This is a genomic window from Halofilum ochraceum, from assembly GCF_001614315.2.
GTDB classification, from domain to species: domain Bacteria; phylum Pseudomonadota; class Gammaproteobacteria; order XJ16; family Halofilaceae; genus Halofilum; species Halofilum ochraceum.
On the sequence record NZ_LVEG02000005.1, the window covers coordinates 32,601 to 54,377 of the forward strand.

The 21,777-nt window shown below is 65.7% G+C and carries 26 protein-coding genes; all 26 read left to right on the forward strand.

The window, feature by feature from the left end:
• Positions 1-112 precede the first annotated feature (112 nt).
• A complete protein-coding gene (locus tag A0W70_RS06730) occupies positions 113-721 on the forward strand; it encodes a hypothetical protein (RefSeq protein ID WP_139150775.1) in 609 nt (202 codons plus the stop codon).
• Positions 711-2,189: a hypothetical protein gene (locus tag A0W70_RS06735; protein WP_070988467.1), complete on the forward strand. Its 1,479-nt coding sequence runs from the start codon at positions 711-713 to the stop codon at positions 2,187-2,189. The genes A0W70_RS06730 and A0W70_RS06735 overlap by 11 nt, the downstream gene beginning before the upstream one ends.
• Positions 2,190-2,193: 4 nt before the next feature.
• Complete coding sequence (locus A0W70_RS06740; protein WP_070988468.1) at positions 2,194-4,350, forward strand: portal protein; 2,157 nt, start codon at positions 2,194-2,196, stop codon at positions 4,348-4,350.
• A 185-nt stretch (positions 4,351-4,535) separates the two neighbouring features.
• Positions 4,536-5,627: a hypothetical protein gene (locus tag A0W70_RS06745; protein ID WP_070988469.1), complete on the forward strand. Its 1,092-nt coding sequence runs from the start codon at positions 4,536-4,538 to the stop codon at positions 5,625-5,627.
• A 24-nt stretch (positions 5,628-5,651) separates the two neighbouring features.
• On the forward strand, positions 5,652-6,866 hold the full coding sequence (locus A0W70_RS06750; protein ID WP_070988470.1) for a N4-gp56 family major capsid protein: 1,215 nt from the start codon (positions 5,652-5,654) through the stop codon (positions 6,864-6,866).
• Positions 6,867-6,965: 99 nt separating this feature from the next.
• The gene (locus A0W70_RS06755; RefSeq protein WP_070988471.1) at positions 6,966-7,415 is read left to right on the forward strand and encodes a hypothetical protein; all 450 of its coding nucleotides are present in this window, start codon (positions 6,966-6,968) and stop codon (positions 7,413-7,415) included.
• 74 nt (positions 7,416-7,489) lie between these two features.
• Positions 7,490-8,092: a hypothetical protein gene (locus tag A0W70_RS06760; protein WP_070988472.1), complete on the forward strand. Its 603-nt coding sequence runs from the start codon at positions 7,490-7,492 to the stop codon at positions 8,090-8,092.
• 12 nt (positions 8,093-8,104) lie between these two features.
• Positions 8,105-8,773 carry a phage adaptor protein gene (locus A0W70_RS06765; RefSeq protein ID WP_070988473.1) on the forward strand — a complete coding sequence of 223 codons (669 nt, stop codon included), beginning with the start codon at positions 8,105-8,107 and terminating at the stop codon, positions 8,771-8,773.
• Positions 8,770-9,399 (forward strand): phage adaptor protein, encoded by a 630-nt coding sequence (locus A0W70_RS06770; RefSeq protein WP_070988474.1) that lies wholly within the window; start codon positions 8,770-8,772, stop codon positions 9,397-9,399. Before A0W70_RS06765 ends, A0W70_RS06770 begins: the two co-directional genes overlap by 4 nt.
• Positions 9,400-9,405: 6 nt before the next feature.
• Complete coding sequence (locus tag A0W70_RS06775; RefSeq protein WP_070988475.1) at positions 9,406-11,715, forward strand: phage head spike fiber domain-containing protein; 2,310 nt, start codon at positions 9,406-9,408, stop codon at positions 11,713-11,715.
• A 350-nt stretch (positions 11,716-12,065) separates the two neighbouring features.
• Positions 12,066-12,314: an HNH endonuclease gene (locus tag A0W70_RS17315; RefSeq protein WP_425402596.1), complete on the forward strand. Its 249-nt coding sequence runs from the start codon at positions 12,066-12,068 to the stop codon at positions 12,312-12,314.
• The gene (locus A0W70_RS16730) at positions 12,305-12,823 is read left to right on the forward strand and encodes a hypothetical protein (RefSeq protein ID WP_139150776.1); all 519 of its coding nucleotides are present in this window, start codon (positions 12,305-12,307) and stop codon (positions 12,821-12,823) included. Before A0W70_RS17315 ends, A0W70_RS16730 begins: the two co-directional genes overlap by 10 nt.
• Positions 12,820-13,227 carry a hypothetical protein gene (locus A0W70_RS06785; RefSeq protein WP_070988477.1) on the forward strand — a complete coding sequence of 136 codons (408 nt, stop codon included), beginning with the start codon at positions 12,820-12,822 and terminating at the stop codon, positions 13,225-13,227. Before A0W70_RS16730 ends, A0W70_RS06785 begins: the two co-directional genes overlap by 4 nt.
• Positions 13,224-13,583 (forward strand): hypothetical protein, encoded by a 360-nt coding sequence (locus A0W70_RS06790; RefSeq protein WP_175443075.1) that lies wholly within the window; start codon positions 13,224-13,226, stop codon positions 13,581-13,583. The genes A0W70_RS06785 and A0W70_RS06790 overlap by 4 nt, the downstream gene beginning before the upstream one ends.
• A gap of 79 nt (positions 13,584-13,662) precedes the next feature.
• On the forward strand, positions 13,663-14,055 hold the full coding sequence (locus A0W70_RS06795) for a hypothetical protein (protein ID WP_070988479.1): 393 nt from the start codon (positions 13,663-13,665) through the stop codon (positions 14,053-14,055).
• Complete coding sequence (locus tag A0W70_RS06800) at positions 14,052-14,579, forward strand: glycoside hydrolase family 108 protein (protein WP_070988480.1); 528 nt, start codon at positions 14,052-14,054, stop codon at positions 14,577-14,579. The genes A0W70_RS06795 and A0W70_RS06800 overlap by 4 nt, the downstream gene beginning before the upstream one ends.
• A complete protein-coding gene (locus A0W70_RS06805; RefSeq protein WP_070988481.1) occupies positions 14,576-15,250 on the forward strand; it encodes a hypothetical protein in 675 nt (224 codons plus the stop codon). The genes A0W70_RS06800 and A0W70_RS06805 overlap by 4 nt, the downstream gene beginning before the upstream one ends.
• A complete protein-coding gene (locus tag A0W70_RS06810) occupies positions 15,250-16,866 on the forward strand; it encodes a hypothetical protein (protein WP_070988482.1) in 1,617 nt (538 codons plus the stop codon). Before A0W70_RS06805 ends, A0W70_RS06810 begins: the two co-directional genes overlap by 1 nt.
• Positions 16,863-18,143, forward strand: a complete 1,281-nt coding sequence (locus A0W70_RS06815) for a phage tail tip fiber protein (RefSeq protein ID WP_070988483.1) — start codon at positions 16,863-16,865, stop codon at positions 18,141-18,143. Before A0W70_RS06810 ends, A0W70_RS06815 begins: the two co-directional genes overlap by 4 nt.
• 61 nt (positions 18,144-18,204) lie before the next feature.
• On the forward strand, positions 18,205-18,741 hold the full coding sequence (locus tag A0W70_RS06820) for a hypothetical protein (RefSeq protein WP_070988484.1): 537 nt from the start codon (positions 18,205-18,207) through the stop codon (positions 18,739-18,741).
• On the forward strand, positions 18,741-19,034 hold the full coding sequence (locus A0W70_RS06825) for a hypothetical protein (RefSeq protein ID WP_070988485.1): 294 nt from the start codon (positions 18,741-18,743) through the stop codon (positions 19,032-19,034). Before A0W70_RS06820 ends, A0W70_RS06825 begins: the two co-directional genes overlap by 1 nt.
• Entirely contained in the window at positions 19,027-19,737 is a 711-nt protein-coding gene (locus tag A0W70_RS06830) for a hypothetical protein (RefSeq protein ID WP_070988486.1), read from the forward strand. Before A0W70_RS06825 ends, A0W70_RS06830 begins: the two co-directional genes overlap by 8 nt.
• Positions 19,738-19,878: 141 nt before the next feature.
• Positions 19,879-20,325, forward strand: coding sequence for a GNAT family N-acetyltransferase (locus tag A0W70_RS06835; protein ID WP_070988487.1), 447 nt, complete (start codon positions 19,879-19,881; stop codon positions 20,323-20,325).
• A 1-nt stretch (position 20,326) separates the two neighbouring features.
• Positions 20,327-20,950: a hypothetical protein gene (locus A0W70_RS06840; RefSeq protein ID WP_070988488.1), complete on the forward strand. Its 624-nt coding sequence runs from the start codon at positions 20,327-20,329 to the stop codon at positions 20,948-20,950.
• A gap of 3 nt (positions 20,951-20,953) precedes the next feature.
• Positions 20,954-21,529 (forward strand): hypothetical protein, encoded by a 576-nt coding sequence (locus A0W70_RS06845; protein WP_139150777.1) that lies wholly within the window; start codon positions 20,954-20,956, stop codon positions 21,527-21,529.
• Between the two features lie 2 nt (positions 21,530-21,531).
• Positions 21,532-21,768: a hypothetical protein gene (locus A0W70_RS06850; protein WP_070988490.1), complete on the forward strand. Its 237-nt coding sequence runs from the start codon at positions 21,532-21,534 to the stop codon at positions 21,766-21,768.
• Positions 21,769-21,777: the final 9 nt, after the last annotated feature.

Genomic DNA, 21,777 nt, shown 5'->3' on the forward strand with positions numbered 1-21,777 from the left:
CACCGGGCGCGGAGCCCCCGCAATCTGCGCGCCCGCTTAGGGCCGCCCCTCCGGTCGTGCAAGAGGGGTTCTTCGTGGTCTGCCCCACGGCCAGTGGTCGTGGGGCTTTTTTATGGGTGCAAGGAAAATGGCGAGCGGCAAGGCGGACTGGGAGGCAATCGGGCGGGAATACCGTGCCGGCCAGCTCTCCATCCGTGAAATCGCGCGCCAGTACGAGGTATCCGAGGGCGCGATCCGCAAGAAGGCCAAGCACTACGGCTGGACACGCGATCTGTCGGACGAGGTCCGGCGCGAGACGCGCGCCCGCACCCAGCGCGAGGAGCTGAACGAGGGCGTTACCGGCCCGGACAACGAGCGCGCGGCCGTGGATCAGGCGGCGGCCCGGGGCGTGGAAGTGGTGCGCCAGCACCGGGAGCTGATCGGCAACACCATCGCCACGCTGCGCGAGATGCAGACGCTCGTGCATATGTGGTTCACGGCCGGGGATGAAACCGACGAGAACGGCATAAGGGTGCGCGACCGCATCGAGGTCGTGCTGTTCCCCGGCAAGGGCGACGGCATCAGCTCGCTCATGCAATCGCTGTCGTCGAGCCTCGACCGCGTCGTTCGCCTGGAGCGCAAGGCGTTCAACCTGGACGAGGACGACGAGGGCGGCGACGCGGAGGACATTCTCGCGCGGCTCGAACGGGGCCGGGAGCGGGTCGCCCGCCGTGGCGGCTAACGGCAGCAGGGCGCTACCGCAGACGGCAGCGGAGCGCCAGCTACAGGAGGACGTCGCCGGGTTCTACGCGGACCCTTACGGCTTCGTGCTGTATGCGTACCCGTGGGGCGAGCCCGGCGGGTGGCTGGAGAAGGAATCCGGCCCGGACGAGTGGCAGCGCGAGTTCCTCACGGACCTTGGCCGGCTCGTCGCCGAGGCGGAGACGGCCGGCGAGGAAGCCGAGGCGATCCAGTACGCCATCGCTTCCGGGCACGGCATCGGCAAGACGGCCGAGATCGCGTGGTTGATCCACTGGTTCATATCCACGCGGCCGTATCCGCAGATCGTGGTCACGGCCGGGACGAAGCCGCAGCTCACGACGAAAACATGGCGCGAGCTGTCGAAGTGGCACCGGGTGAGCATCAACGCCCACTGGTTCCGCTGGACGGCGACGAGCTTCTACCACGTGCTCGCCCCGGAGTCGTGGGCCGCATGGGCGATCCCGTGGTCGAAGGCCAACCCCGACGCGTTCGCGGGTACGCACGAGCGCCACGTCCTCGTGATCTACGACGAGGCATCAACAATCGACGACGTGATCTGGGAAACGACCGACGGCGCCATGACGACGCCGGGGGCCATCTGGATCGCGTTCGGCAACCCCGTGTGGCCGCAGGGCAGGTTCTACGACTGCTTCAACCGGTTCAAGCACAGGTGGCATACGCGCCACATCGACAGCCGCACGGCGAAGAAGGCGAACCGCAACAAGCTCGATCAGTGGGTCGCCGACTACGGCGAGGATTCGGACTACGTACGCGTAAGGGTACGCGGTGCGTTCCCCCGCGCGGGGCTCAATCAGTTCATCAGCTCCGAGGCGACCGCGACGGCGCGCCAGCGCTCGGTGCCGGCCGAGGTCTACCGGCGCAAGCCGCTGGTGGTCGCGCTCGACGTTGCCCGCCACGGCGACGACCAATCGGTGCTGACGTTCCGGCGCGGGCCGAAGGTGTTCCCGCAGGAGCGGGCGCGCATCAACGACCTCATGCAGGTCGCTTACTGGTGCGCGAATCGCCTCAACGAGTGGGACACGGACACGGTGATCGTGGACGCCTCCGGCATGGGCTGGGGCGTGGTCGACAAGCTGCGCGAGCTGAAGTTCACGGTGGTCGCGGTGCAGACGGGCGAGGCGGCCCGTGACCCGGACCACTTCTACAACCGGCGCGTCGAGCTTTGGCACGAGGCCCGTAAGTGGCTCAAGGAGGAGGGCGACATACCGGACGACGAGGAGCTCGCGTCCGATCTGACGACGCCGCAATACTTCTTCGACAACAAGCAGCGCCAGCAGTTGGAGAAGAAAGAGGACATCAAGGAGCGCGGCGAAGGCAGCCCGGACTCGGGCGATTCGTTCGTTCTCACGTTTGCGTACCCAATGGGTGACGGCCGCAAGGGAAGCGGTCTGAACCCGAATCGGGGCCGGCCCGGAAGGATGGTATGACTCCATGAAGGTCGAGAAGCTGGAGGAGTTCCTGGGCGAGATCCACGACCAGCCCAACTGGCGGTATGAGGCCAACCGGGCGGCGGATTACTACGACGGGAACCAGCTCACCTCGCAGACGCTGCAGGACATGGAGGACCGGGGCATTCCGCCCATCGTCGTGAACATCACCAAGCCCACGGTCGACACCGTGCTCGGCATGGAGGCGCAGACGCGCCGTGATTGGGTGGTGCGCGGCGAGCGCGACGAGGACACGGATCTGGCCGACGCGCTCACCGTGAAGATGGCGGAGGCCGAGCGCACCACGCGCGCCAACCGCGTGTGCGGCGACGCCTACGAGGATCAGGTGAAGGTCGGCATCGGCTTCGTGCACGTCGGCCGCCAGAGCGATCCGTTCGAGGAGCCCTACGTCGTCGAGACGGTGCACCGCTCCGAGCTGCATTGGGACTGGCGGGCGCGCAAGCCGGACCTGTCGGACGCGCGCTACATGGTGCGCGAGCGGTGGTACGACCTCGATGAGGCGATCGCCCTGTTCCCGAACAAGAAGGAAGTGCTTCGCGCAGCCGTCAGCAATGAGCCGTGGTGGGACTGGCGCGAGGAGCTCGACACGAATCTCGCCCACGATCTGGCCGTGGAGCGGGACTTCACGATCAACGAGGAGCACTGGCTCCTGCGCGATCGCCAGCGGATCAAGCTGTATGAGGTGTGGTACCGCGAGTACACCAGCGGGAAGGTGCTCAAGGTCCGCGCCGGCCGCGGCCGCCCGGAGCGCGTGCTCGAGTACGACCCGAAGGATATGCGCCATCAGGCGCTCGTGCGCGGTGGCCATGCCCGCGTCGAGAAGGCGCGCTTCTCCAAGGTGAGGCTCGCATGGTGGGCCGGCCCGCACCGCATGTACGACGGCCCGAGCCCGTACCCGCACAACCGGTTCCCGTATGTGCCGTTCATCGGCTACCGCGAGGACCTGACCAACACGCCCTACGGCCTCGTGCGCTCGATGATGAGCCCGCAGGACGAGGTCAACGCGCGTCGGTCGAAGATGCTGTGGTTGCTGTCGAGCAGCCGCACCATCATGGACTCGGACGCCACGGAGGACTCGCCCGAGAAGGTGGCGCAGGAGGTCGCGCGGCCGGACGCGATGGTGGTGCTCAACCCGGGGCGCACGAACGCCAACGGCTTCCAGATACAGGACGGCGCGCAGCTCTCCAACCAGCAGTACCAGGCGCTGCAGGAGTCCAAGGCCAACATTCAAGAGGCGTCGGGGATCTTCGGCGAGGCGATGGGCAATCGCGGCAGCGCCGAGCAGTCCGGCGTGGCGATCCGCGAGCTGGTGAACCAGTCGGCCACCACGCTCGGGAAGATCAACGACAACTACTCCGAGGGCCGGCGGCTGGTCGGCGAGCTGATGCTGTACCTGATCGTCGAGGACATTGGCGACGAGCCCGAGGAGGTCAACGTACCGGCCGAGCGCACCCGCGACCGCGAGGAAAAGACGGTCGTGCTCAACGGCCTTGACCACGACGAGCAGGGCAACGAGTTCATCACCAACCGGCCGCAGCGGCTCGTGAATCGCGTGGCGCTCGATGAAGTGCCCTCCACGGCGAGCTACCGCCAGCAGTACGCGCAGCAGCTCATGGAGATGGTCAAGACGCTGCCGCCGGAGATCCAGATGAGCGTCGCCGACATGATCGTCGAGGCGAGCGATCTGCCGAACCGGCAGGACGTGGCCGACCGCATCCGCCGCATGACCGGCCAGGGCAAGGGCGCCGAGCAGCAGCAGGCGCAGCAGGCCGAGCTGAAGCAGCGCCAGCAGCAGCTCGAAATGGCCGAGCAGGAAGGCAAGGCCCGGGAGGCGCAGGCCAACGCCAAGAAGGCCGAGGCCGAGATCGCCGATACCCGCGCCGAAACCGCCAAGACGCTCGCCGAAACCGAGCAGACGATGGCGGAAACCGAGCGCGAGGACGCGGATTACGACATGCAGCTCGCCGACGAGATCGCGGCACTGGCGCGCGGCGAGCTGCCCGCGAGTATGCAGCCGCAGGAACAACAGCGGCCGTCGGGCGGTTCACAGCAGCCGTCCGGCCCGCAGCAGGGCCAACCGCAGCAGCAGGGCGCCCCGATGGGCGGCCAGCAGCAGCGGCAGCCCGCACCGACTCCGTAGGGGCGCGGATACAGCCCCGCCGAGGCTGCGGCGAAGCAGCCACATGAGGAAGGCCCGCCATTGAGCGGGCCTTTTCCGTTTCGGTACCCGGATATGGACGGGCGCCCGTTTCGGAGAAGGCCTGCCGGTGCGCGGGCCTTTCTCGTTACAGCGACGCAACCCAGCGATACGGGAGCAGGAAAGGCATGAGTGGAAAAAGCATCGAGGACCTGGACCCCGAAGCACTCGAGAACATGGACCCGACCGAAATCGCGGTAGCGATGGAAGGGGACAGCGAGAGCGATGGGGCTCCGGCGCAGCGCCAGAAGCGCGACCCGCGCGGTGATCCGAGCAACGCCGAGGAGGACCGGGAACGTGGCAGCACGCGACCGGACTACGAGGCCGAGCGGGCCACCAGTGGAAAGCGCGATGGCGACACGGGCGACAAGGGCGATGGCGACACGTCCACCGGCAGCGAGGCCGGTTCCGAGGATTCGCCGGACTCGGACGAAGGCAAGCCCGTGGAGACGGCCGACGGCAAGCACACGATCCCGCACGGCGTACTCAAGGGTGAGCGCGAGGAGAAGGCACGGCTGAAGGCCGAGCTGGAACGGCGCGAGCAGGAGCTTGAACAGCTCCGCCAGAACAACCCCGGTGAGACGACCGCCACGTCGGAAGGCGGGCAGGGGCAGGACGGGCAGGGCGACAACGCCGGCACCCGCACCGACCCGAACGCCTACGACTGGAATCAGATCGCCGAGGAGTATGGCGACGAGTACGCGCAGATGATGCGTGAGCGTGTGGAGCGCGAGCAGGAGCTTGAACGCCGCCTGCAGCAGCAGGAGGAGCGCGAGCGAGCCCGCGAGAAGGATGCCGAACGGCAGACGCAGGAAACGGTACAGGGTGCGATCGACAACCTGCCGACGCTGGCGACGTGGCAATCGCAGGACCCCGCCATGTTCGAGGCCGCCAAGGCGGTCGATAACCAGCTCATGCAGGACCCGCAATGGCAGGGTGCTTCGTATGCCGACCGTTTCACCGAAGTCGTGCGCCGTCTGCGCCCCGATGCGCCGGAAGTCTCCGGCCAATCCAATGCCAACAACCGCGGCAACAGCGGCAAGCAGGAGGACGACGACACACCTCCGCCGCCCACGTCGCATTCCGACGCGCCGGGTGGATCTTCTCCCGATGCGCGCTCCGAGCGTGAACGGATCGAGGACGCGGACCCGACTGATCTCGAGTCCCGCTTCGATCGCATGACGGACGCGCAGAAGGAGGAGTTCCTCGCCGGCCTGTAATCACTTCAGCCGGAGGAATGAGCAATGGCTCAAACCAACGTCCCAATCGGGAGCCCGACGGCGAAGAAGGTCTACAGCGTCGCTGTGTTCTCCGAGACGCAGCGGAAGCCGTCCCTTCGCCGCAACCTCGTCGGCCCTGCGCCCAAGCAGTCGGCCGCCGAGAAAAAGCTCCGGGGTCAGACCTCGGAGGATTACCCGATCGTTCGGGTTACGGACCTGCAGAACACCGCAGGTGACACGGTCAGTGTCGATCTGTTCAACATCATCAAGGGCAAGCCCACGATGGGCGACCGCAAGATCGCGGGCCGGATGATGGCGCTCAAGACGTCGAGCCTCGACGTGCGGATCGACCAGTACCGGGGTGGCGTCGACCAGGGCGGGCGCATGACGCAGCAGCGCACCGTCCACCAGCTCCGGGGCATTGCCAAGGGCAACCTCGCAGGCTGGGCCGCACGCCTCGAGGATCAGCTCTGCATGACCCATATCGCGGGTGCGCGGGGCTTCGACGAGGCCGAGGACTGGGTTGTACCGCTCGAAACGGACGAGGAGTTCGACGAGATCGTGGTCAATCCGGTGCAGCCGCCCACGCCCAACCGCCGCCTGCTTGGCGGTGATGCCACGGGCGCCAGCGACATCGACTCCGCGGACAAGATGACGCTGGAGATGATCGACGAGCTGCGCCTGCAGCTCGACGAGATGGCGTTCCCCATGCAGCCGATCCGGCTGCCGGAGGACCCGGCGGTGGACGAGCAGCCGCTCTACTGCCTGATCCTGTCGCCCCGTCAGTGGCATGACCTGCAGACGCAGACCGGCGACAACGCCTGGCGGACCTTCCTGGCCAACGCGTATCAGCGCGCCAATGGCTGGAGCCACCCGCTGTTCAGCGGCAACCCCGGCATGTGGAACGGCATCCTCGTGAAGAAGATGTACCGCCCCATCCGGTTCAATGCCGGTGATCCCGTCCGTGAGTCGGACGCCGCGGGCAACGTCAGCTCCACGAACGCGAACACCAAGTTCGACCGTGGTGTGCTGCTTGGCGCGCAGGCGCTCGCCGAGGTCTACGGCAAGGACAACGGCTCGGGCTACTACGCCAACTGGCACGAGGAGACGTCCGACCACGGCAACACGGTCGAGCACTCCGTGTCGTTCATGGGCGGCAAGCGCAAGACGCGCTTCAAGGGCTCGAACGGCGAGTGGACCGACCACGGCGTGTACGCGGTCGATACGGCCGTCAGTTAAGCCGGACGCCACAACACCCCCAGCGTTGAAGGCCGCCATTGAGCGGCTTTTTTCGTTGGGGGCCTTCAATTCACCACCTGACAAGGGAGGTACAGCCAAATGGGCGACGTAAACGCCAAAGGGCTGAACGATCCGTCGAAGGTGCCGTCCGGTACGTGGGGCACGCTGTCTTTCGCCCAGGCGGAAGTCACGGTCCCGAGCGGTACGGCCGTGGACGACACCATCGACTTCATCAAGCTGCCGGCCGGTGCACGGCCGGTCGACTCGTACGTCATGACCGACGGCAACACCACCGCAACCGCGGACATGCGCCTCGGCCTCAAAGCGGTCGATGCCAACGTCGATGCGGAGGACGACGCCAGCGACGACGACTTCTTCAACGGGGACTTCGATCTGGACGTCGAGGGCGTGAAGCGCCGCGACTCCACGACCGGCTACCCGCGTCTGAAGGCCGACCACTACGTGCGCGGCACGGTGAAGTCACAGGCGCTGGATGCCGATACCGTCGTCAGCGTCGGAATCGTGTACGCCTACGAGGGCACCGAGTAATCGGGGCCTGACAACGTGGCAGCAGGCGGGGCGCCTCCGGGCGCCCCGTTTTGTTTCCAGAGGAGCGAAGTTCGATGGAATTTCGATTCATCCAGTACATCGGCCGGAAGCCGCGCAAGCGCGACACCCTGTATCAAACGGGCGTCGTGTGGGCCGGCTACGGCGACATTCAGCCGGTGGCCGCCGACGTGGCGCCGCGTCTGTTGAGTCACACCGACGCGTTCGTCGAGGTCGACCGGGAAACCTACGAGGCCGTGCGCGACCAGGCCGAACAGTCGATCGACACCAGCGCATTCGAGCGTGCGCGTCAGCGCGTGGCGGCTGGTGGCGCGGTCACGACCGACGGCTCGGCCCTGGAAACCGGTGGCGACGGCACCGACGGCGGATCGGGCGAAGATCCGGCCGACGATGGTAGCGATGCCGGCGAGGGCGAGGCCGACAGCGGCGACGACGATGCCGGCGGCCTGGCGGATGCCGATACCGGTGAGGGCGAGTCCGAGGAGGAGCCCGAGCGCGGCCCGCAGAAGCCGGAGAAGCCGGTCAGTCAGCTCGGCAAGTCGAAGCTGGCCGAGTACGCGGATCGCGAGTTCGGCGAAACCATCGACGTCACCAGCATGGACGTCGAGGCGGTCCGCAACCGCGTCCGTGAGCTCATGGCCGAGCACGGCGTCAAGTAAGGGGCAGCCACGATGCAGGCGAAGCCGATCATCGACACGGCTGCCCGGCAGTTGTCCGACACGGGCAACACCCGCTGGGGCAGGGACGCCCTCGCGGATTACCTGTCGTGGACGCTCGCCGAAATGGCGGGCCTCTACCCGGATTCCGTGGCCGAGCTGGACACCATGAAGCTCACCAGCGGCGCCGAACAGGATATGCCGGCGGACGTGATCCGCTGGATGGGCGGCGTCCGCAACATGGGCAGCGACGGCAGCACACCCGGCCGTGCGGTTCACAACGGCGATCTGGCGACGCAGGAAGCGTTCGACCCGGACTGGATCACCCGCCGGCCCAAGAAAGAGGTCCGTGACGTGTTCTTCACGCTCTCGGCCCCGCGCAAGTTCTACGTCGCGCCGCCGATCTCCACGGCGAACAGCGACGTCCATCTGCAGTACAAGGCGGCCAAGCAGCCGCCCGACGGCGAGGCGATCGCCGCCGACGAGACAGCCGAGCTTCCCGTCACCGACGACTACTTCAACGTCGTGCTGAATGGGGTGCTCGCTTACGCCTACGGCGAGGACACGGGGTACGCCGATCTGCAGCTCGCCGACCGCTACGCGCAGTCGTTCTACCAGGCGCTCGGCATCGACCGGAAGGCCAAGCGGCGCACGGTACCGGCCGCGAAGGAGGACCCGACGTGAAACTCGAGGATCTGCTGCACCGCGTCCGGCCGCAGGTACCGGGCTGCCCCGAGGACGTCGCCATCGACGCCCTGCGCGTGGCGGCCGAGCAACTATGCCGCCAGTCGCACCTGTGGCAGGAGAAGCTCCCGGCCGTGTCGATCTACAGCAAGATCGGCGACTACCAGCTCCCCGCGCCGATGCATACGCGCGTCGTATCCCCGCTGACGGTGCATGTGGAGGGCCGACTGCTGGAACACCGCCACAAGGGCGAGCTGGACCAGTGGCACCGGGACTGGCGCGACCGCCTCGCCCCGGAACCGCACTTCTGGACGATGAACAGCCCCGACGAGGTCGTGATCGTCCCGAAGCCCGAGGGCGACAAGATCGACGCGCTCGTGGCGACCGCCAGCCTGGAGCCCGCCGACGGCGAGGCCGACCTTCCCGGCTGGTTCCACCAGTACGCCACATGCCTCAAGGAAGGCGCGCTCGCCGAGCTGAAAGAGATCCCCGGCAAGCCGTGGAGCGATCCGAAGATGATGCAGCTCCACCAGCGCCGATTCGACCGCGAGGTTGCACGCGCGCGCTACGACGTATCCCGCGGTTTCTCCGACCGGCCCATCCGAACGACCGCGTACCCGAGGTAACGACACATGGCTCTATCGAACGCCACCGTGACGGGCACCGTCACCGATCCGAAGGGCAATGCGATTGCCAATGCCATCGTCCTGCTGCGGCTGACGGAACCGGAAACCGAGAACGGGATTCTCGTTCCCTACAGCTATGAGGCGCGGGCCGACATCCAGGGTGACTTCAGCGTCGACGTGTGGCCGAACACGGCCGGCTCGGAGGACAGCCGCTACCACGTCCTGATCCGCGACCCCGAAAGCGGCGACTACCTCGTCGACACCTATGTGATCGTGCCCGGGGGCGGCGGCGACCTTCACGCGCTGATCGCGAGCAGCGGCAAGCTGGAGCCCATCGAGTCGTGGCGGTCCGTCGGTCAGGCCCATGCCTACGTCGACTTCGCCGAGAAGTGGGCCAGCGAGGTCGAGGACACCACGGTTTCCAACCCCGCCACGGGCAATGACACCGGCAAGTATTCATCCCTCCACCACGCCGCGAAATCCGGCCAGTCCGCAACCACCAGCGAACGGTTCGCGAACGAGGCCGAAGATACGACCGTCGTCGACGCCAAGAGTGGCGCGGACACCGGGCTCTACTCCTCGCTGCATCACCGGAACAAGTCGGAGCAGGCCAAGGCCGACGCGGAGGCGGCCCGCGACGGCGTGGAGAGCTGGCGCGATACGGCCGACAACCACGCGACTACGGCCGAACGCTGGGCGAGTGAAACCGGCACAACCGTCGTGGATGCCGAGTCCGGCACCGACAGCGGCGAGTACGGCGCCAAGGAATACGCCCAGGGCGACGTCGAGGAGCACGGCGGCTCGGCCCGGGCATGGGCGATCGACCCCAGCTCGCCCGACGCCAGCGGCGAGAAGTCCGCCAAGACGCTGGCCGGCGAGGCATCGACCAGCGCGGGCAACGCGGCCACATCGGAAACCAATGCCGCCGCGTCCGCCTCAGCGGCGTCGACTTCCGAATCCAATGCCGCCGCATCGGAGGCAGACGCCGAAGAGCACAAAACGACGGCGCAGCGCTACGCGAGCGAGGCCGAGGACACGACGGTTGTCGATGCCGACACGGGGCTCGACACCGGCACGTACTCGTCGCTGCATCACCGGGCCAAGGCCGAAGATGCACGGACCGGGGCGGAAACCGCAGAGTCCAATGCGCAGACCGCGGAGACCAACGCCGAGACGGCGGAGACGAACGCTGCCGCATCCGCTTCCGCGGCCTCAACGTCCGAGACCAACGCCGCGGCATCCGCGAATCTGTCCGAAGCCTGGGCGACCGGGACAGAGCCCGGCGGCGTCGGAACGAAATCGGCCGAGGAATGGGCGGGCGACGCCGAGGCCGCCGCGGCCACGCTGCCGGACCCCACGGGCAAGACCGCGGGGCAGGTGGTGCAGACCGACGGCGCCGACGGCCACGAGCACGCAAACCTCGACCCGTCGAACCTCGCCCCGGCCGGGGCCTCCCAAAACGATTCGCTGGTGTACGACCAAACGACCGGACAGTGGGAAGTTCAGCCAAGCGTGGCCGCAAAGCTACTCGCAAAGGACGTACGCCGCGGCAAGGAGCCCGTGCGGCTGCACGAATTCGCCAACGACGCGCACCACACGATCAACCCGACGGACGCGACCGGGCTGGAACTGGACCTCGATCGCATCTGGACCTTCGCCCGGGACTCCACCGTCAACGGCTGGACGCTGGACGCCAACGGCGATCCAGTGCTGACGGAGTTCGCCATCGACCAGCCCGCCTTCGTCATCGACCCGGCGACGGGGAAGGCATTGGGCTATCGGGCATTGCAGGGGTTTACGAACTCGCTGCTGTGGTCGAGGGATTTGTCGAATGGGGTGTGGACTAAACAAGGAACCCCGTCTCAGGATCAGGTCGGTCTTGATGGGTCTGTAAATACCGCCTGGACACTACCAGATTCCGCTAGTGGGTCATCAGTTTCTTACCTTCAAGACATTACTATATCGAATGACAGCGCTACCCACGCCGCTCTATTTCAGATAAGGAAAGACAGCGACACCAGTAGGTTCCCCGCGCTTTACCTTCAGTGTATCGGGGGAACGGTGACAAGTCAGAAGGTGTTTCTTAACACGTCCACGGGAGAAGTTAAGGATGTCGAAACTGATGGCACATTCCGGGTAGATGATTTGGGGGATTGGTGGGGTGTTGTGCTCACTGTGCCTAATAACAGTACGGGCAACACCAGTTTGCGGTATCGAATTGATCCCGCCAATTCCGATGATTTTGTGAGCGGTGGTGGAACCGCCACCGGCTCCATCGTCTACGACTTCGGCGGCGTCTACCTCAATTATCCGTGATGGCAAATACTCAACCCAGAAAACCGAAGGGCGAGCGCAACTGCGAAGTATGCGGTGATGCGTTCCCGTATTACCACGTCAATCAGGTGCGCTGTAAAACGTGCCAGTACGATTATTGGCTGCGCAAGAATCGCGAAAAGCGGTGGGAGATTGAGTGCAAGGAGTGCGGCACGGAGTTTCTTGCCAAGAATCCTGACAGATCGCGGTGCGATTACTGCCAGCAGTACATCGAGTGCAGGGTGTGCGGTGAGGTCGCGGAGCGAGTCGCGCACACGCAATACTATTGCTCCAAGGAATGTCTGCAGCTTACGCAGCAGGATTCGTTCTACGGCGGCAACTACTCGAAAGTGATGAAGCGGGACGGATTCCAGTGCCGCAGGTGCGGAGGGCAGGACAGGCTGGCCGTTCATCATATCGACCACTCGGGTGAAGGCTTAAAGGACGGCAGGGCGAATAACGATATGGATAACCTGATCGTCCTCTGCACAAGCTGCCACACCACATATCACCAGCGAGTGGCCAGAATACTTGTCCAAAGGTACATGGACGAAGCGAAGGGCATACTGTCTGATTTTCTGGAGGATGAACAATGTCGATGATTCCACCCCCCATCGAAACCGAGGGCACGCCGGTCAGCACCGCCGCTGACGATGCGACGGAGCCGCTGCCCGCGAGTTGTCAGGACGGGTTTGTGTGGGTGGTGCATGCGCGGATGACCGATGATAGTACGGCGAACCAGTATCTCGGAATTGCGCACGATGGTAGCGCAGCCGAAACTATCCAGATTCGCACCCAAGCAAACGGAACCCTTAGATTTGAAGGGCGAAGCGGGAGCGTCAACATATTTGGAATTGTTACGTCGGCTTTTACCACGGGCCAAGACCTGAAAATTGCGATGCGGGCGCAAGGCGGTAAATACGCGATAAGTGTAAATGGTGGGGCGGTAACAACCGATAGTACACCATCCTTCCCGTCTGGAATGACCACTAAATCGATAGGCGCTAATTGGGATGGGAATTTCGTATGGAACTCCACCATCGCCCTAGACTACCTCGACCCCGACCCGTCCGCATGGACCGACGCTGATCTACAGGCTGCGACATCATGAGCATCGAGATAATCGTCAACGTCCCGTCTGATTTCGTCGTCAAGGACGAGCCGCAGACGCAGGAAGAACAGCAGCTTGCCGACACGATGCAGCGCCTTCGGGCTATATGGACAGGCGATCCCCAACCGGGCACCCGCACCTACAACGGGCGCAAGCTGATCGTCGCGAAGGTGCAGGCGAGTCTGGACGAACTGGAGCAGGCCATCGCCGCGTTCGGCTATGAGTGGCAGGTGCTGGGGGCGAAGGATGACGCCATGATCCGCAAGCCCGCCGCAGACGACGTGATGCCCTTCATGCTCGATAAGCCCGTGACGGACGACAGCGGCGAAGTCACCGGGTACGAGCGGCCCACCAAGGCGGCGCTCGGCACCTACGCCGGAAGCATCCCCTGGAGCTTCCAGTGATGGTGGGTGTTCGCTGGATCTACCGCTTCATCCCCGTGCCGGTGCTGGTTTGTGCTGTTATGCCGGATCGCTTCGACGCACTGGCGCTCGGCGTGGCGGTGCTGGTCCGCCCCGGGAGCCGTGACGACGAGGCGCTTATCGCGCACGAGCTGGTGCATTGCCGCCAGTTCTATCGCTCGTTCGGCCTCAATGCGCTGCGGTACTGGCTGTCGAGGGACTTCCGGTATCAAGCGGAGCTGGAGGCGGTGCGCGAGCAGTTGCGGATCAACCCGGCCGCCCGATCGGCCGCGATCCAGATGCTCCTCACCGCGTATGACCTCGGTGTATCACGCCGACAGGTCGAGAACGACCTGTAGCCGCAACAGCACGAAGCGATCAACCGGCCCGCCTCGAGCGGGGTTTTTTGTGGGCAACCCAAAACCGACAGGAGCCGGGATGGCGGACCGTGAGCCGAGCGTGGCCGAGCTGGCCAACCGACAAGAACGGGTGGAGCGCGAGCAGCGCGACGTATGGGACCACATACACGCCATGCGCGACCGCGTCGCCGCCAACGAGCAGGGCATGGAGCGTCTGTGGAGCGAGCTGCACGCCTTCCGCACCGAATCGCGCGAGGACGCCAAGGAGGTTACGAGCGCGATCGGCAACCTTGGCGAGCGCCTCGCCAGCAAGGCCGACACGGATTCGGATAGCTGGCGGCGCAAGGTCGACGAGGCATTGAGCGCAAGGCGCGGCGGTCTGTCGCTGGCGCGCTGGATTGTCGGCCTCGGCATCCCTGCGCTCGGGGTGCTCGCGACGATCATTTACTACGCCGAACAGGTGCTGTCATGAGCGAACGATTCAACCGGGCGGTGGCCGTCGTCCTCGACCACGAGGGCGGCGAGGTCAATGACCCGAACGACCCGGGCGGCCACACCAATCTCGGCGTGACGCAGGGCACGCTCGACCGGGCGCGCGAGGCGACCGATCTGGATCTGCCGGAAAGTGTCGGGCGGCTCACCACCGCCCAGGCGAAAGCGATCTACCGCCGCCTGTATTGGGACGCTGTTCATGCCGACGAGCTGCCGCGTGGCGTGGGCGTGTTCGCCTTCGATATGGCCGTCAATCAGGGCGTCGGTGACGCAATCCGAGCGCTGCAGGAAGCGGCCGGCGCGACCATCGATGGCTGGTGGGGCCCAAATACAGCGGCCGCGATCACGCGGATGGACCCGCGCGTCCTGCTGATCGACTTCGCGGCCCTGCGCTCACTCAACTACGCGGAGCTGGCGGATGAACTGGTCGAACGCTACGGCTTCGGCTGGTACCGCCGGCTGATCCGCACCTTCTGGCACGCGCTCGTGGAGATGGGCGAATGAATATCCCGATCATCGGCGACGCCATCGAGGGCGTCAGCAATACGGTCCAGAGCTACTTCGAAGGCAAGAAGGCGAAGGTCCAGGCCAAGGCGAAGAAGGCGGTCGAGATTGCGACCGCCAAGGCCGACGAGAAGATCAACGCCGTACGCGAGGAGGGCAAATCGACCCGCAAGGCGATCGAGGCGGAATCCGGCACGAAGCGGGCATTGATCGCCAAGAACATGCGCCTTATGCGGCGTGTGGTGATGGTCGTGCTCCTGCTGCCGTTCTTCACGGGCGCGCTCATTATCGCCGGTACGTACCTGTCGGCCTGGTGGAACGGCGTGGCGCCGGAGCCGGACTTCACGGCCCTGTCGCTGTTCTGGTCGGAAGTCGTGGACGGCACGCCGTCGTGGTGGGTCGATGCCATACAGGGCATGTTCGCTTTCCTGTGGGCCGGCGGCGAGATTACCAACGTCGGCGCCCAGGCCGGCGGCGCGATCATGGACCATATCAAACAGCGCGGCGCCGAGCGCGTTCGCGAGAAGGAGGCCGAGGCCGAAGCGGCGCGCGAAAACCGCAGGGCCGAGCGCGAGCGGCGCAACCGCGACAAGGAGGCCCGGGGCGAAAAGCCGGAGCCGGACGAGGAGAGCGGATCGCGCATCCCCCGGCCGCCGCGGAGTCTGCCGTAATGGCGGGCCTCAAGATCGAACGCTTCGAGGGCGCGGTGCACGGCATGGCCGCGCGCCTGCTGGAACGCAGCCAGGCGCAACGCGCGAGCAACGCGGACGTGCGCGACGGCGATCTGCTGCCCTACCGGGGTACCAGTCAGGTCGACACGCTGGCCAAGGCCGGGACCATCGAAACGCTCTACCGATGGGCCGAACAGGCGTGGTTCCACTGGCCGCACGACGTCGACGTGGTCGAGAGCCCGCTTCCGTCGGATACCGAGGACCGTGTCTACTTCACGGGCGACGGCGTCCCGAAGATGACCTATGCGGGCCTTGCCACCAGCTCGGGCGACGGCGTGTATCCGTCCAACAGCTACGATCTCGGCGTCCCGTCGCCGGGCAACCCGCCGACAATCACCGTCGTGGGCGATCCCGACGACGAGAACGACATTGGCGAGGACCGGGCCTACGTCTACACCTACGTCACCGCCAAGGGTGAGGAGGGGCCGCCGTCCGACGCTTCCGCCATCAAGCTGTGGAAGCCGGGGCAGTCCATCGAAGTAAGCGGCATGGAGGCGGGCCCGGGCGGCAACCGCAATATCACGCTGAAACGCATTTACCGCACGGCCAGCGGTTCCAGGGGTACGAACCTGCAGTACGTCGATGATATCGACGTGGCCGCAACGTCCTACACGGACACGGTCCCGACCGATGATCTTGGCGAGCTGCTGCCGTCGGCCGACTGGAACGTGCCGCCCGAGGACATGGTCGATCTCGTCGCCATGCCGAACGGCATCCTGATCGGCCACACCGGCAACCAGCTCGTGCCTTCGGAGTCGTACCTGCCGCACGCGTGGCCGGTGGACTATCGCCTGCAGACCGCGTCGCCCATCGTTGCCAAGGCCGCGATCGGCAATACGCTGATCGTGGCGACAGAGGATTTCCCCGAAATGCTGACGGGCACGGACCCGTCGGCGCTCGCGCTCGAGAAGGCCGACACGGCGTATCCGTGCCTGTCGAAGCGCAGCATGGCGGATCTCGGCTTCGCGGCCGTCTATGCGTCGACCGACGGGCTGGTGAAGTTCAGCCAGCAGGGCCCGGAGCTGCTCACGCAGGCCCTGTTCACGCCGGAACAGTGGCGTGGCTACGCACCGGAGTCGATGCACGCGTACCGCTTCGACGACTACTACCTCGTGTTCTACGACACGGGCAGCGAACAGGGCGGCATGATCGTCCACCCCAACGGCCGCTGGGTCATGTTCCTGGACCTGTACGCCTCGGCCGCGTGGCTCGATCCGAAAACCGGCATCCTCAAGCTCGTGCTCAACGACAACGAGGTCCACGACTTCGATGCCGACGGCGTCGCGCGCCTCACCGCCGAATGGCGATCCAAGACCTTCATCACGCCGAAGCCGGTCAACTTCGCCGCGGCCCACGTCGATGCGGAGGCCTACCCGGTCACGTTCCGCGTCTACGGCGACGGCCAGCTCAAGGGCGACATAAGCGTCAGCGACAACCGGCCGTTCCGTCTGCCCGGTGGGTACCGGGCAGACCACTGGTCGTTCGAGATTGAAACCGACACCCGCGTCCATCGCTTCGAGGTCGCCGAGACGATGGAGGAGATCCGGGCACGATGAGCAAGACCAAGACCCGCAAGCCGCCGCTGCCGGCCGCCCGCACGGCCGATCAGGGCCTCAAGCATCTTCTGGACGGCGCCCGTGAACAGCTCATGCGCTGGCGTGGCGATACCGGCTCGCTGCGGGATCGCGTCGTCACGGTGGGCGATCTTGTCGACAGCGAGGTTGTGAAGCTGCGCGATGGGTGGAGTGACCGCAGCCCGACGGAGTCGGCGATCGAGCCGACGGCCGATGAAGGCGGCGAAACCTCGGTCGGTGCGCTGGACAGCCTGCAGACGTCGCCCGTTTTCGAGGAAGTCATTCTGACGTGGGACGGGACGAACCAGGAGAACTACGCGCTCACCGAAATCTGGCGCAGCACCGAGGACAATCTCGGCACGGCGGTTTTTCGCGGCACCGCGATCGCGGCCGTGTTCGCCGACAATGCGACGCCGGGGGAGACGTACTACTACTGGATTCGGGCGGTTTCCGACAGCGGACAGCCCGGATCGTTCAACGCCACGGCCGGCACCAAGGCAACCACCAAGCAGCGCTCGCAGTTTCTTCTGGACGAGCTGTCCGGGCAGATCACCGAGTCCGAGCTGTATCAGGATCTCAACGATCGCATCGACCTGGTCGACGGCCCGGAGAGCCTGACGGGGTCGGTCAATGCCCGCGTGGCGACCGAGAAAACCGAGCGGCAGAACGCCGACGATGCGCTCGCTTCGGACGTCAGCACCGTACAGGCGAACGTCGACGACAACACCGCCGCGATCCAGCAGCGCTCCGAGGTCAAGGTAGACGGCGGCGAAGTCTCCGCGCAGTACGACCTTCGCCTGCAGACGACCGTGGACGGGCAGCTCGTCATGGGCGGCTTCGGCCTCGCCTCCGACGGCTCGAGTGTCGAGGCCGGATTCAACGTCGACCGCTTCTGGATCGGCCAGCCCGGTGTCGACTACTCGCAGGAAAGCAAGCGCTTCCCTTTTTTGGTCGATGGCGGCGTGACCTACATCGACGAGGCCATGATCCGCGAGGCGTCGATCGGCTCGGCGCAGATCGCGGAGCTGGCCGCGGAAAAGATCAACGCGGGTACCATCGACGTCGCCGTGAATCTCACGGCCGCGGAGATCACGGGTGGCAGTCTGGATATCAACAACAAGTTCACCGTCGACAGCAGCGGCAACGCCGATATCCGTAGCGGGACCAGCGGCGCCCGGATGGAAATCAAGAACGACGTTGTCAAGGTTTTCGACGGCAACGGAACGCTGCGCGTCCAGCTCGGCAATCTCAATGCGTGAGGGTAGGCGAGGGGGCGAGCGGAGCGATGCAATCCTGACGAATCCGCGACTGGAGGAAGCGATGCGAACGATGATCGTGGCAGTGCTGGCCGTTCTCGCGGCAGGGTGCGCGACCGGACCGGAGCACCGGGACGGCGCGATCGTGCGCGATGGGTACGTCTATGAGAATCCGTACTACATGCCGGATGAAGTGCCGCCGGGTGGGCGTTTCTACGAAATGCGGCAATCGGACGGCGAGTGGTCGATAGTCGGCGAGTACGAAAGCGCGCGCAAGGACCACGCGGACACGGAGCTGGTGTACGTCTCCGAAGCGGGCATCCAACCGTACTTTGAATGGATCAAGCCGCTGGCCGAGCCGCACCGCCCGCTCGACATTGCCACCGTGTTCGTGTGTGACGCGGAGGCCGAGGCGGCGGATGACCGGTACTACACCCCCTGCAACAGTGCCTTGACGCGCGAACATCAGCCACGCTGGCGGCAGAGGAGCTATACCGCCGCGGATGGCCATGAAAGCCAGATGGGGTCGATGGTATCGGCGTCGTTCGTGCGCCTCGATGATGCCGAGCTGGCGCGCGTCGGTGCGGTTATCGCTGACTGATGGCCTGGGGGTTCAAGGTCAACAACCCGTCGGGGCAGTCGCGGCTCACCGGGGATACGCTGACCCTGCGAACGGTCCATTGGGAGATCCTGTCGGCCGGCAGTTCGGGCCGTCGGTCTGTGCCGGGGTTCTCGGAATCACAGGGGCTGTTGACCTTTGCCCCCGTCGAGGGCTCGCTGAACACCAGCGACGATGGGGCGTATGTTTCCTGGGATGCGGGGAGCGGCGAGCTGACCTGGGATCTCAGCAACACCAATACGGACGTAACCGTGAGCATGTTGATGTATGGCTAGCTTCGGCTTCAAGGCGGTCAGTGATTCGGGCGAGCTCCAGCTCGAGGACGCGGGCGACTTCTTCCGCTTCCTTGAGGGAGGGACCTCGGACAGCGTCTATTACGAATCCCCGCTCCCGCACTATGAAGTGGATTTCTACTTCAACTCCCGCGTCCCGAAGTCGGAGCCGTTGATCCTCGCGATTCGGTGCGATTCGGTCGATATGGGGATGGGGTGGTATCTGACCGACTCGAACGGCGAAATCAGGGGATACCATGCTGTCTGCGGCGGCCCCGAGGGCGCCAATATCCCTTATAAGCTGTTTGCCCGGTACGGATGGAATACGCCGAGTCCCGACGAGGATTACGGGATGCTGCTTTGGGACGAGAACGGCAAGCTGGTCTACGACTCGCGGGTGGTAGAGGCCCACACGATTGATATCTTGTCGATAAGCTGGGCGGATGGAGACAGCGCCTCACACGTCGATCGGCCCGGGGCTTTCTACGATCTTCCCGGGTTGGATTACTACTACGAGGCATACGCCCAGCCAAGCCCTACCGGCGGGTTCCAACAGATGGCGGCATTCAACCTGTATCGCCAAAGCGGGAGTGGGGCGCTGGAGTGCTATCGAGCGGAAGGCGCCGTATCCGTAACTTACGCCTCGGATTGGCGGAATGAGCAGACGGGCGACGGCAAGACGATCATTGTGGACGACGCCCCCTGATCCGCCCGCCGGGGTTCCCCGCTGATTAGCCTTATGGCACCATGCGTTCAAAGTAGGTGAAGTGCGAACGGCCACCCCCAGCGGTGGCCGTTTCTCGTTCCGGGCCCGCCATCGTGCGGGCTTTTTTCGTTTGGGGGCACCGTGAATATTCGTGAAGCGGACGCGGATGATCTCGGGCTCATGCTCCACTGGACCGCGCTGCGCCACGCGGGGTCCATCTACCACCACGTCCCGTTTTCCGAGGATCGCGCATCGCGCCTGCTGGCGTGGTTCATGGTCGACGAGGACGGGCTCCTGATCGTATGCGAGCACGCGGGCGAGCGCATTGGCGGACTCGCCGCACAGGTCATGGACAGCCGCTTCATGGAAGGCCGGGTCGCGCTCCTGTGGTCGCTGTATGCCGAAAAGGGGCGTGGCGGCCTGGCCGCGTTTCCCCTCATGCGCCGCTACGTCGAGTGGGCGCAGTCCCGTGGGGCGAATCTCGTTGAGGCGAACAACAGCGCGAGCATGGACGACGAGGACTTTATGAAGTTCGCCGGGCGTCTTGGGTTCAAACGGTCGGGCAGTCACGCCCACCTGGAGGTATGACATGGGCGGTGGCGGTGGCTCCAGCTACGAGGAAACCCCGGAGCAAAGGGAGCTGGCAAAGATCGGTGTCGAGCGTATGCGTCACTACGAGGACGTCATCAAGCCGGTCGAAAACGAGTTCATCAATCTCGCCGACAGCATGGGCGAGGGCGAAGCGGAAATGGCGGCCGGAATGGCGACGGCCGATACCGCCGCACAGATGCAAGGACAGGCCGACCAGGTCGAGGCCGCGCAGGCGCAGTCCGGCGCGAAGCCGGGGAGCGGGCGGTTTGCGGCAGGCGTTTCCGGCGCGCAGGACGCGGGCGCCCGGGCGGGCGCCCTGTCCGAAGTCTCGGCACGCGAAGGCAGCGAGGACCGCAGCCTGTCGGCCATGAACGACGTCGTGAACATCGGCCTCGGCAAGGCCGGCGAGGGTCAGCAGGGGCTTTCGCAGGTGGCCGGCCGTGCGGCGGCCGAGAACATCGCCGACACGCGGGCCGAGTATCAGGAGAGCGCCAACATGGGCAACGCGCTCGCATCCGCGGGCGGGCTGGCATACAGCCAGATGGATTTCGGGGGCGGCACGCCCTCGAAAACCCGCACGACCGGGTACAAGGCGCCCGACGACGGATACCGGGGGGTATAGGTCATGCCAGGACCAGGAGGCGGAGCCGGTGGCCCGGGCGGCCCGGGGGGGCGCAGCCCCACGGGGCCGAACAACCCAAACAACAACCCGGGGATGGTCGAGCAGGGGCCCGAGGATCAGGTGCGGCCGTGGGACGGTGAGATTGACCCCGGCAACGGCCAGTACCTCGGCGTAGGCGTCGGCACCAGTAAGTTCGCGTCTACGGTCCAGGGGCGGCTGTCGCGCAAGCGCTTCAACGACTGGATGGACCGTTTTGCCCCTTATGAGCGCCAGCTCGCCGACCGTGCGACCAACGGCGAGTACCTGCAGCAGGGGCTCGCGCAGGCCGACGAGTCCGTGGCGAGCCGATTCGACAGCGCGGCGGGGCAGACCGAGCGCCGGCTCGGACGCTACGGCGTGTCGCAGACCAGCGAGCAACGGGCGCAGAACGAACGCGCATCCGGCCTCGCCGAAGTCACCACCAACGTCAACGCGCGCAACCGCGTCCGCCGCGCGGAGCGCGACCGGCGCCTCAAGCTCATGTCCGGCGGCGGGCTGTCCGGTGCCGGCGACCGCACGGGCGACGCCGGGGAGGAGTAGTCATGGCGGGACTCGTCAGTGTAGGGCAGTCGCACCGCAACAGCGCCGACAGTGCGTTTTCGCGCGTTTCGCGCATGGAGCGCCGGAACGAGCGGGCGGAGGAACAGGAGGAGCAGGCCGAGAGCTCGCAGCAGACCAGCATGGTCGGGACCGGCGCGGGGATCGGCGCCACGGTCGGCGGCCCGTGGGGCGCGGCGATCGGCGCCGCGATCGGATTTCTCGGCGCAGAGCTGTTTTAAGGGGTATAG

What these genes read in the sequence shown, in the direction of transcription:
- A0W70_RS06730 (WP_139150775.1), top strand. Translation starts at nt 113, where the DNA reads ATGGGTGCAAGGAAAATGGCGAGCGGCAAGGCGGACTGGGAGGCAATC.
- A0W70_RS06740 (WP_070988468.1), top strand. Translation starts at nt 2,194, where the DNA reads ATGAAGGTCGAGAAGCTGGAGGAGTTCCTGGGCGAGATCCACGACCAG.
- A0W70_RS06745 (WP_070988469.1), top strand. Translation starts at nt 4,536, where the DNA reads ATGAGTGGAAAAAGCATCGAGGACCTGGACCCCGAAGCACTCGAGAAC.
- A0W70_RS06750 (WP_070988470.1), top strand. Translation starts at nt 5,652, where the DNA reads ATGGCTCAAACCAACGTCCCAATCGGGAGCCCGACGGCGAAGAAGGTC.
- A0W70_RS06755 (WP_070988471.1), top strand. Translation starts at nt 6,966, where the DNA reads ATGGGCGACGTAAACGCCAAAGGGCTGAACGATCCGTCGAAGGTGCCG.
- A0W70_RS06760 (WP_070988472.1), top strand. Translation starts at nt 7,490, where the DNA reads ATGGAATTTCGATTCATCCAGTACATCGGCCGGAAGCCGCGCAAGCGC.
- A0W70_RS06765 (WP_070988473.1), top strand. Translation starts at nt 8,105, where the DNA reads ATGCAGGCGAAGCCGATCATCGACACGGCTGCCCGGCAGTTGTCCGAC.
- A0W70_RS06775 (WP_070988475.1), top strand. Translation starts at nt 9,406, where the DNA reads ATGGCTCTATCGAACGCCACCGTGACGGGCACCGTCACCGATCCGAAG.
- A0W70_RS17315 (WP_425402596.1), top strand. Translation starts at nt 12,066, where the DNA reads ATGAAGCGGGACGGATTCCAGTGCCGCAGGTGCGGAGGGCAGGACAGG.
- A0W70_RS16730 (WP_139150776.1), top strand. Translation starts at nt 12,305, where the DNA reads ATGTCGATGATTCCACCCCCCATCGAAACCGAGGGCACGCCGGTCAGC.
- A0W70_RS06785 (WP_070988477.1), top strand. Translation starts at nt 12,820, where the DNA reads ATGAGCATCGAGATAATCGTCAACGTCCCGTCTGATTTCGTCGTCAAG.
- A0W70_RS06795 (WP_070988479.1), top strand. Translation starts at nt 13,663, where the DNA reads ATGGCGGACCGTGAGCCGAGCGTGGCCGAGCTGGCCAACCGACAAGAA.
- A0W70_RS06800 (WP_070988480.1), top strand. Translation starts at nt 14,052, where the DNA reads ATGAGCGAACGATTCAACCGGGCGGTGGCCGTCGTCCTCGACCACGAG.
- A0W70_RS06805 (WP_070988481.1), top strand. Translation starts at nt 14,576, where the DNA reads ATGAATATCCCGATCATCGGCGACGCCATCGAGGGCGTCAGCAATACG.
- A0W70_RS06810 (WP_070988482.1), top strand. Translation starts at nt 15,250, where the DNA reads ATGGCGGGCCTCAAGATCGAACGCTTCGAGGGCGCGGTGCACGGCATG.
- A0W70_RS06815 (WP_070988483.1), top strand. Translation starts at nt 16,863, where the DNA reads ATGAGCAAGACCAAGACCCGCAAGCCGCCGCTGCCGGCCGCCCGCACG.
- A0W70_RS06820 (WP_070988484.1), top strand. Translation starts at nt 18,205, where the DNA reads ATGCGAACGATGATCGTGGCAGTGCTGGCCGTTCTCGCGGCAGGGTGC.
- A0W70_RS06825 (WP_070988485.1), top strand. Translation starts at nt 18,741, where the DNA reads ATGGCCTGGGGGTTCAAGGTCAACAACCCGTCGGGGCAGTCGCGGCTC.
- A0W70_RS06830 (WP_070988486.1), top strand. Translation starts at nt 19,027, where the DNA reads ATGGCTAGCTTCGGCTTCAAGGCGGTCAGTGATTCGGGCGAGCTCCAG.
- A0W70_RS06840 (WP_070988488.1), top strand. Translation starts at nt 20,327, where the DNA reads ATGGGCGGTGGCGGTGGCTCCAGCTACGAGGAAACCCCGGAGCAAAGG.
- A0W70_RS06845 (WP_139150777.1), top strand. Translation starts at nt 20,954, where the DNA reads ATGCCAGGACCAGGAGGCGGAGCCGGTGGCCCGGGCGGCCCGGGGGGG.
- A0W70_RS06850 (WP_070988490.1), top strand. Translation starts at nt 21,532, where the DNA reads ATGGCGGGACTCGTCAGTGTAGGGCAGTCGCACCGCAACAGCGCCGAC.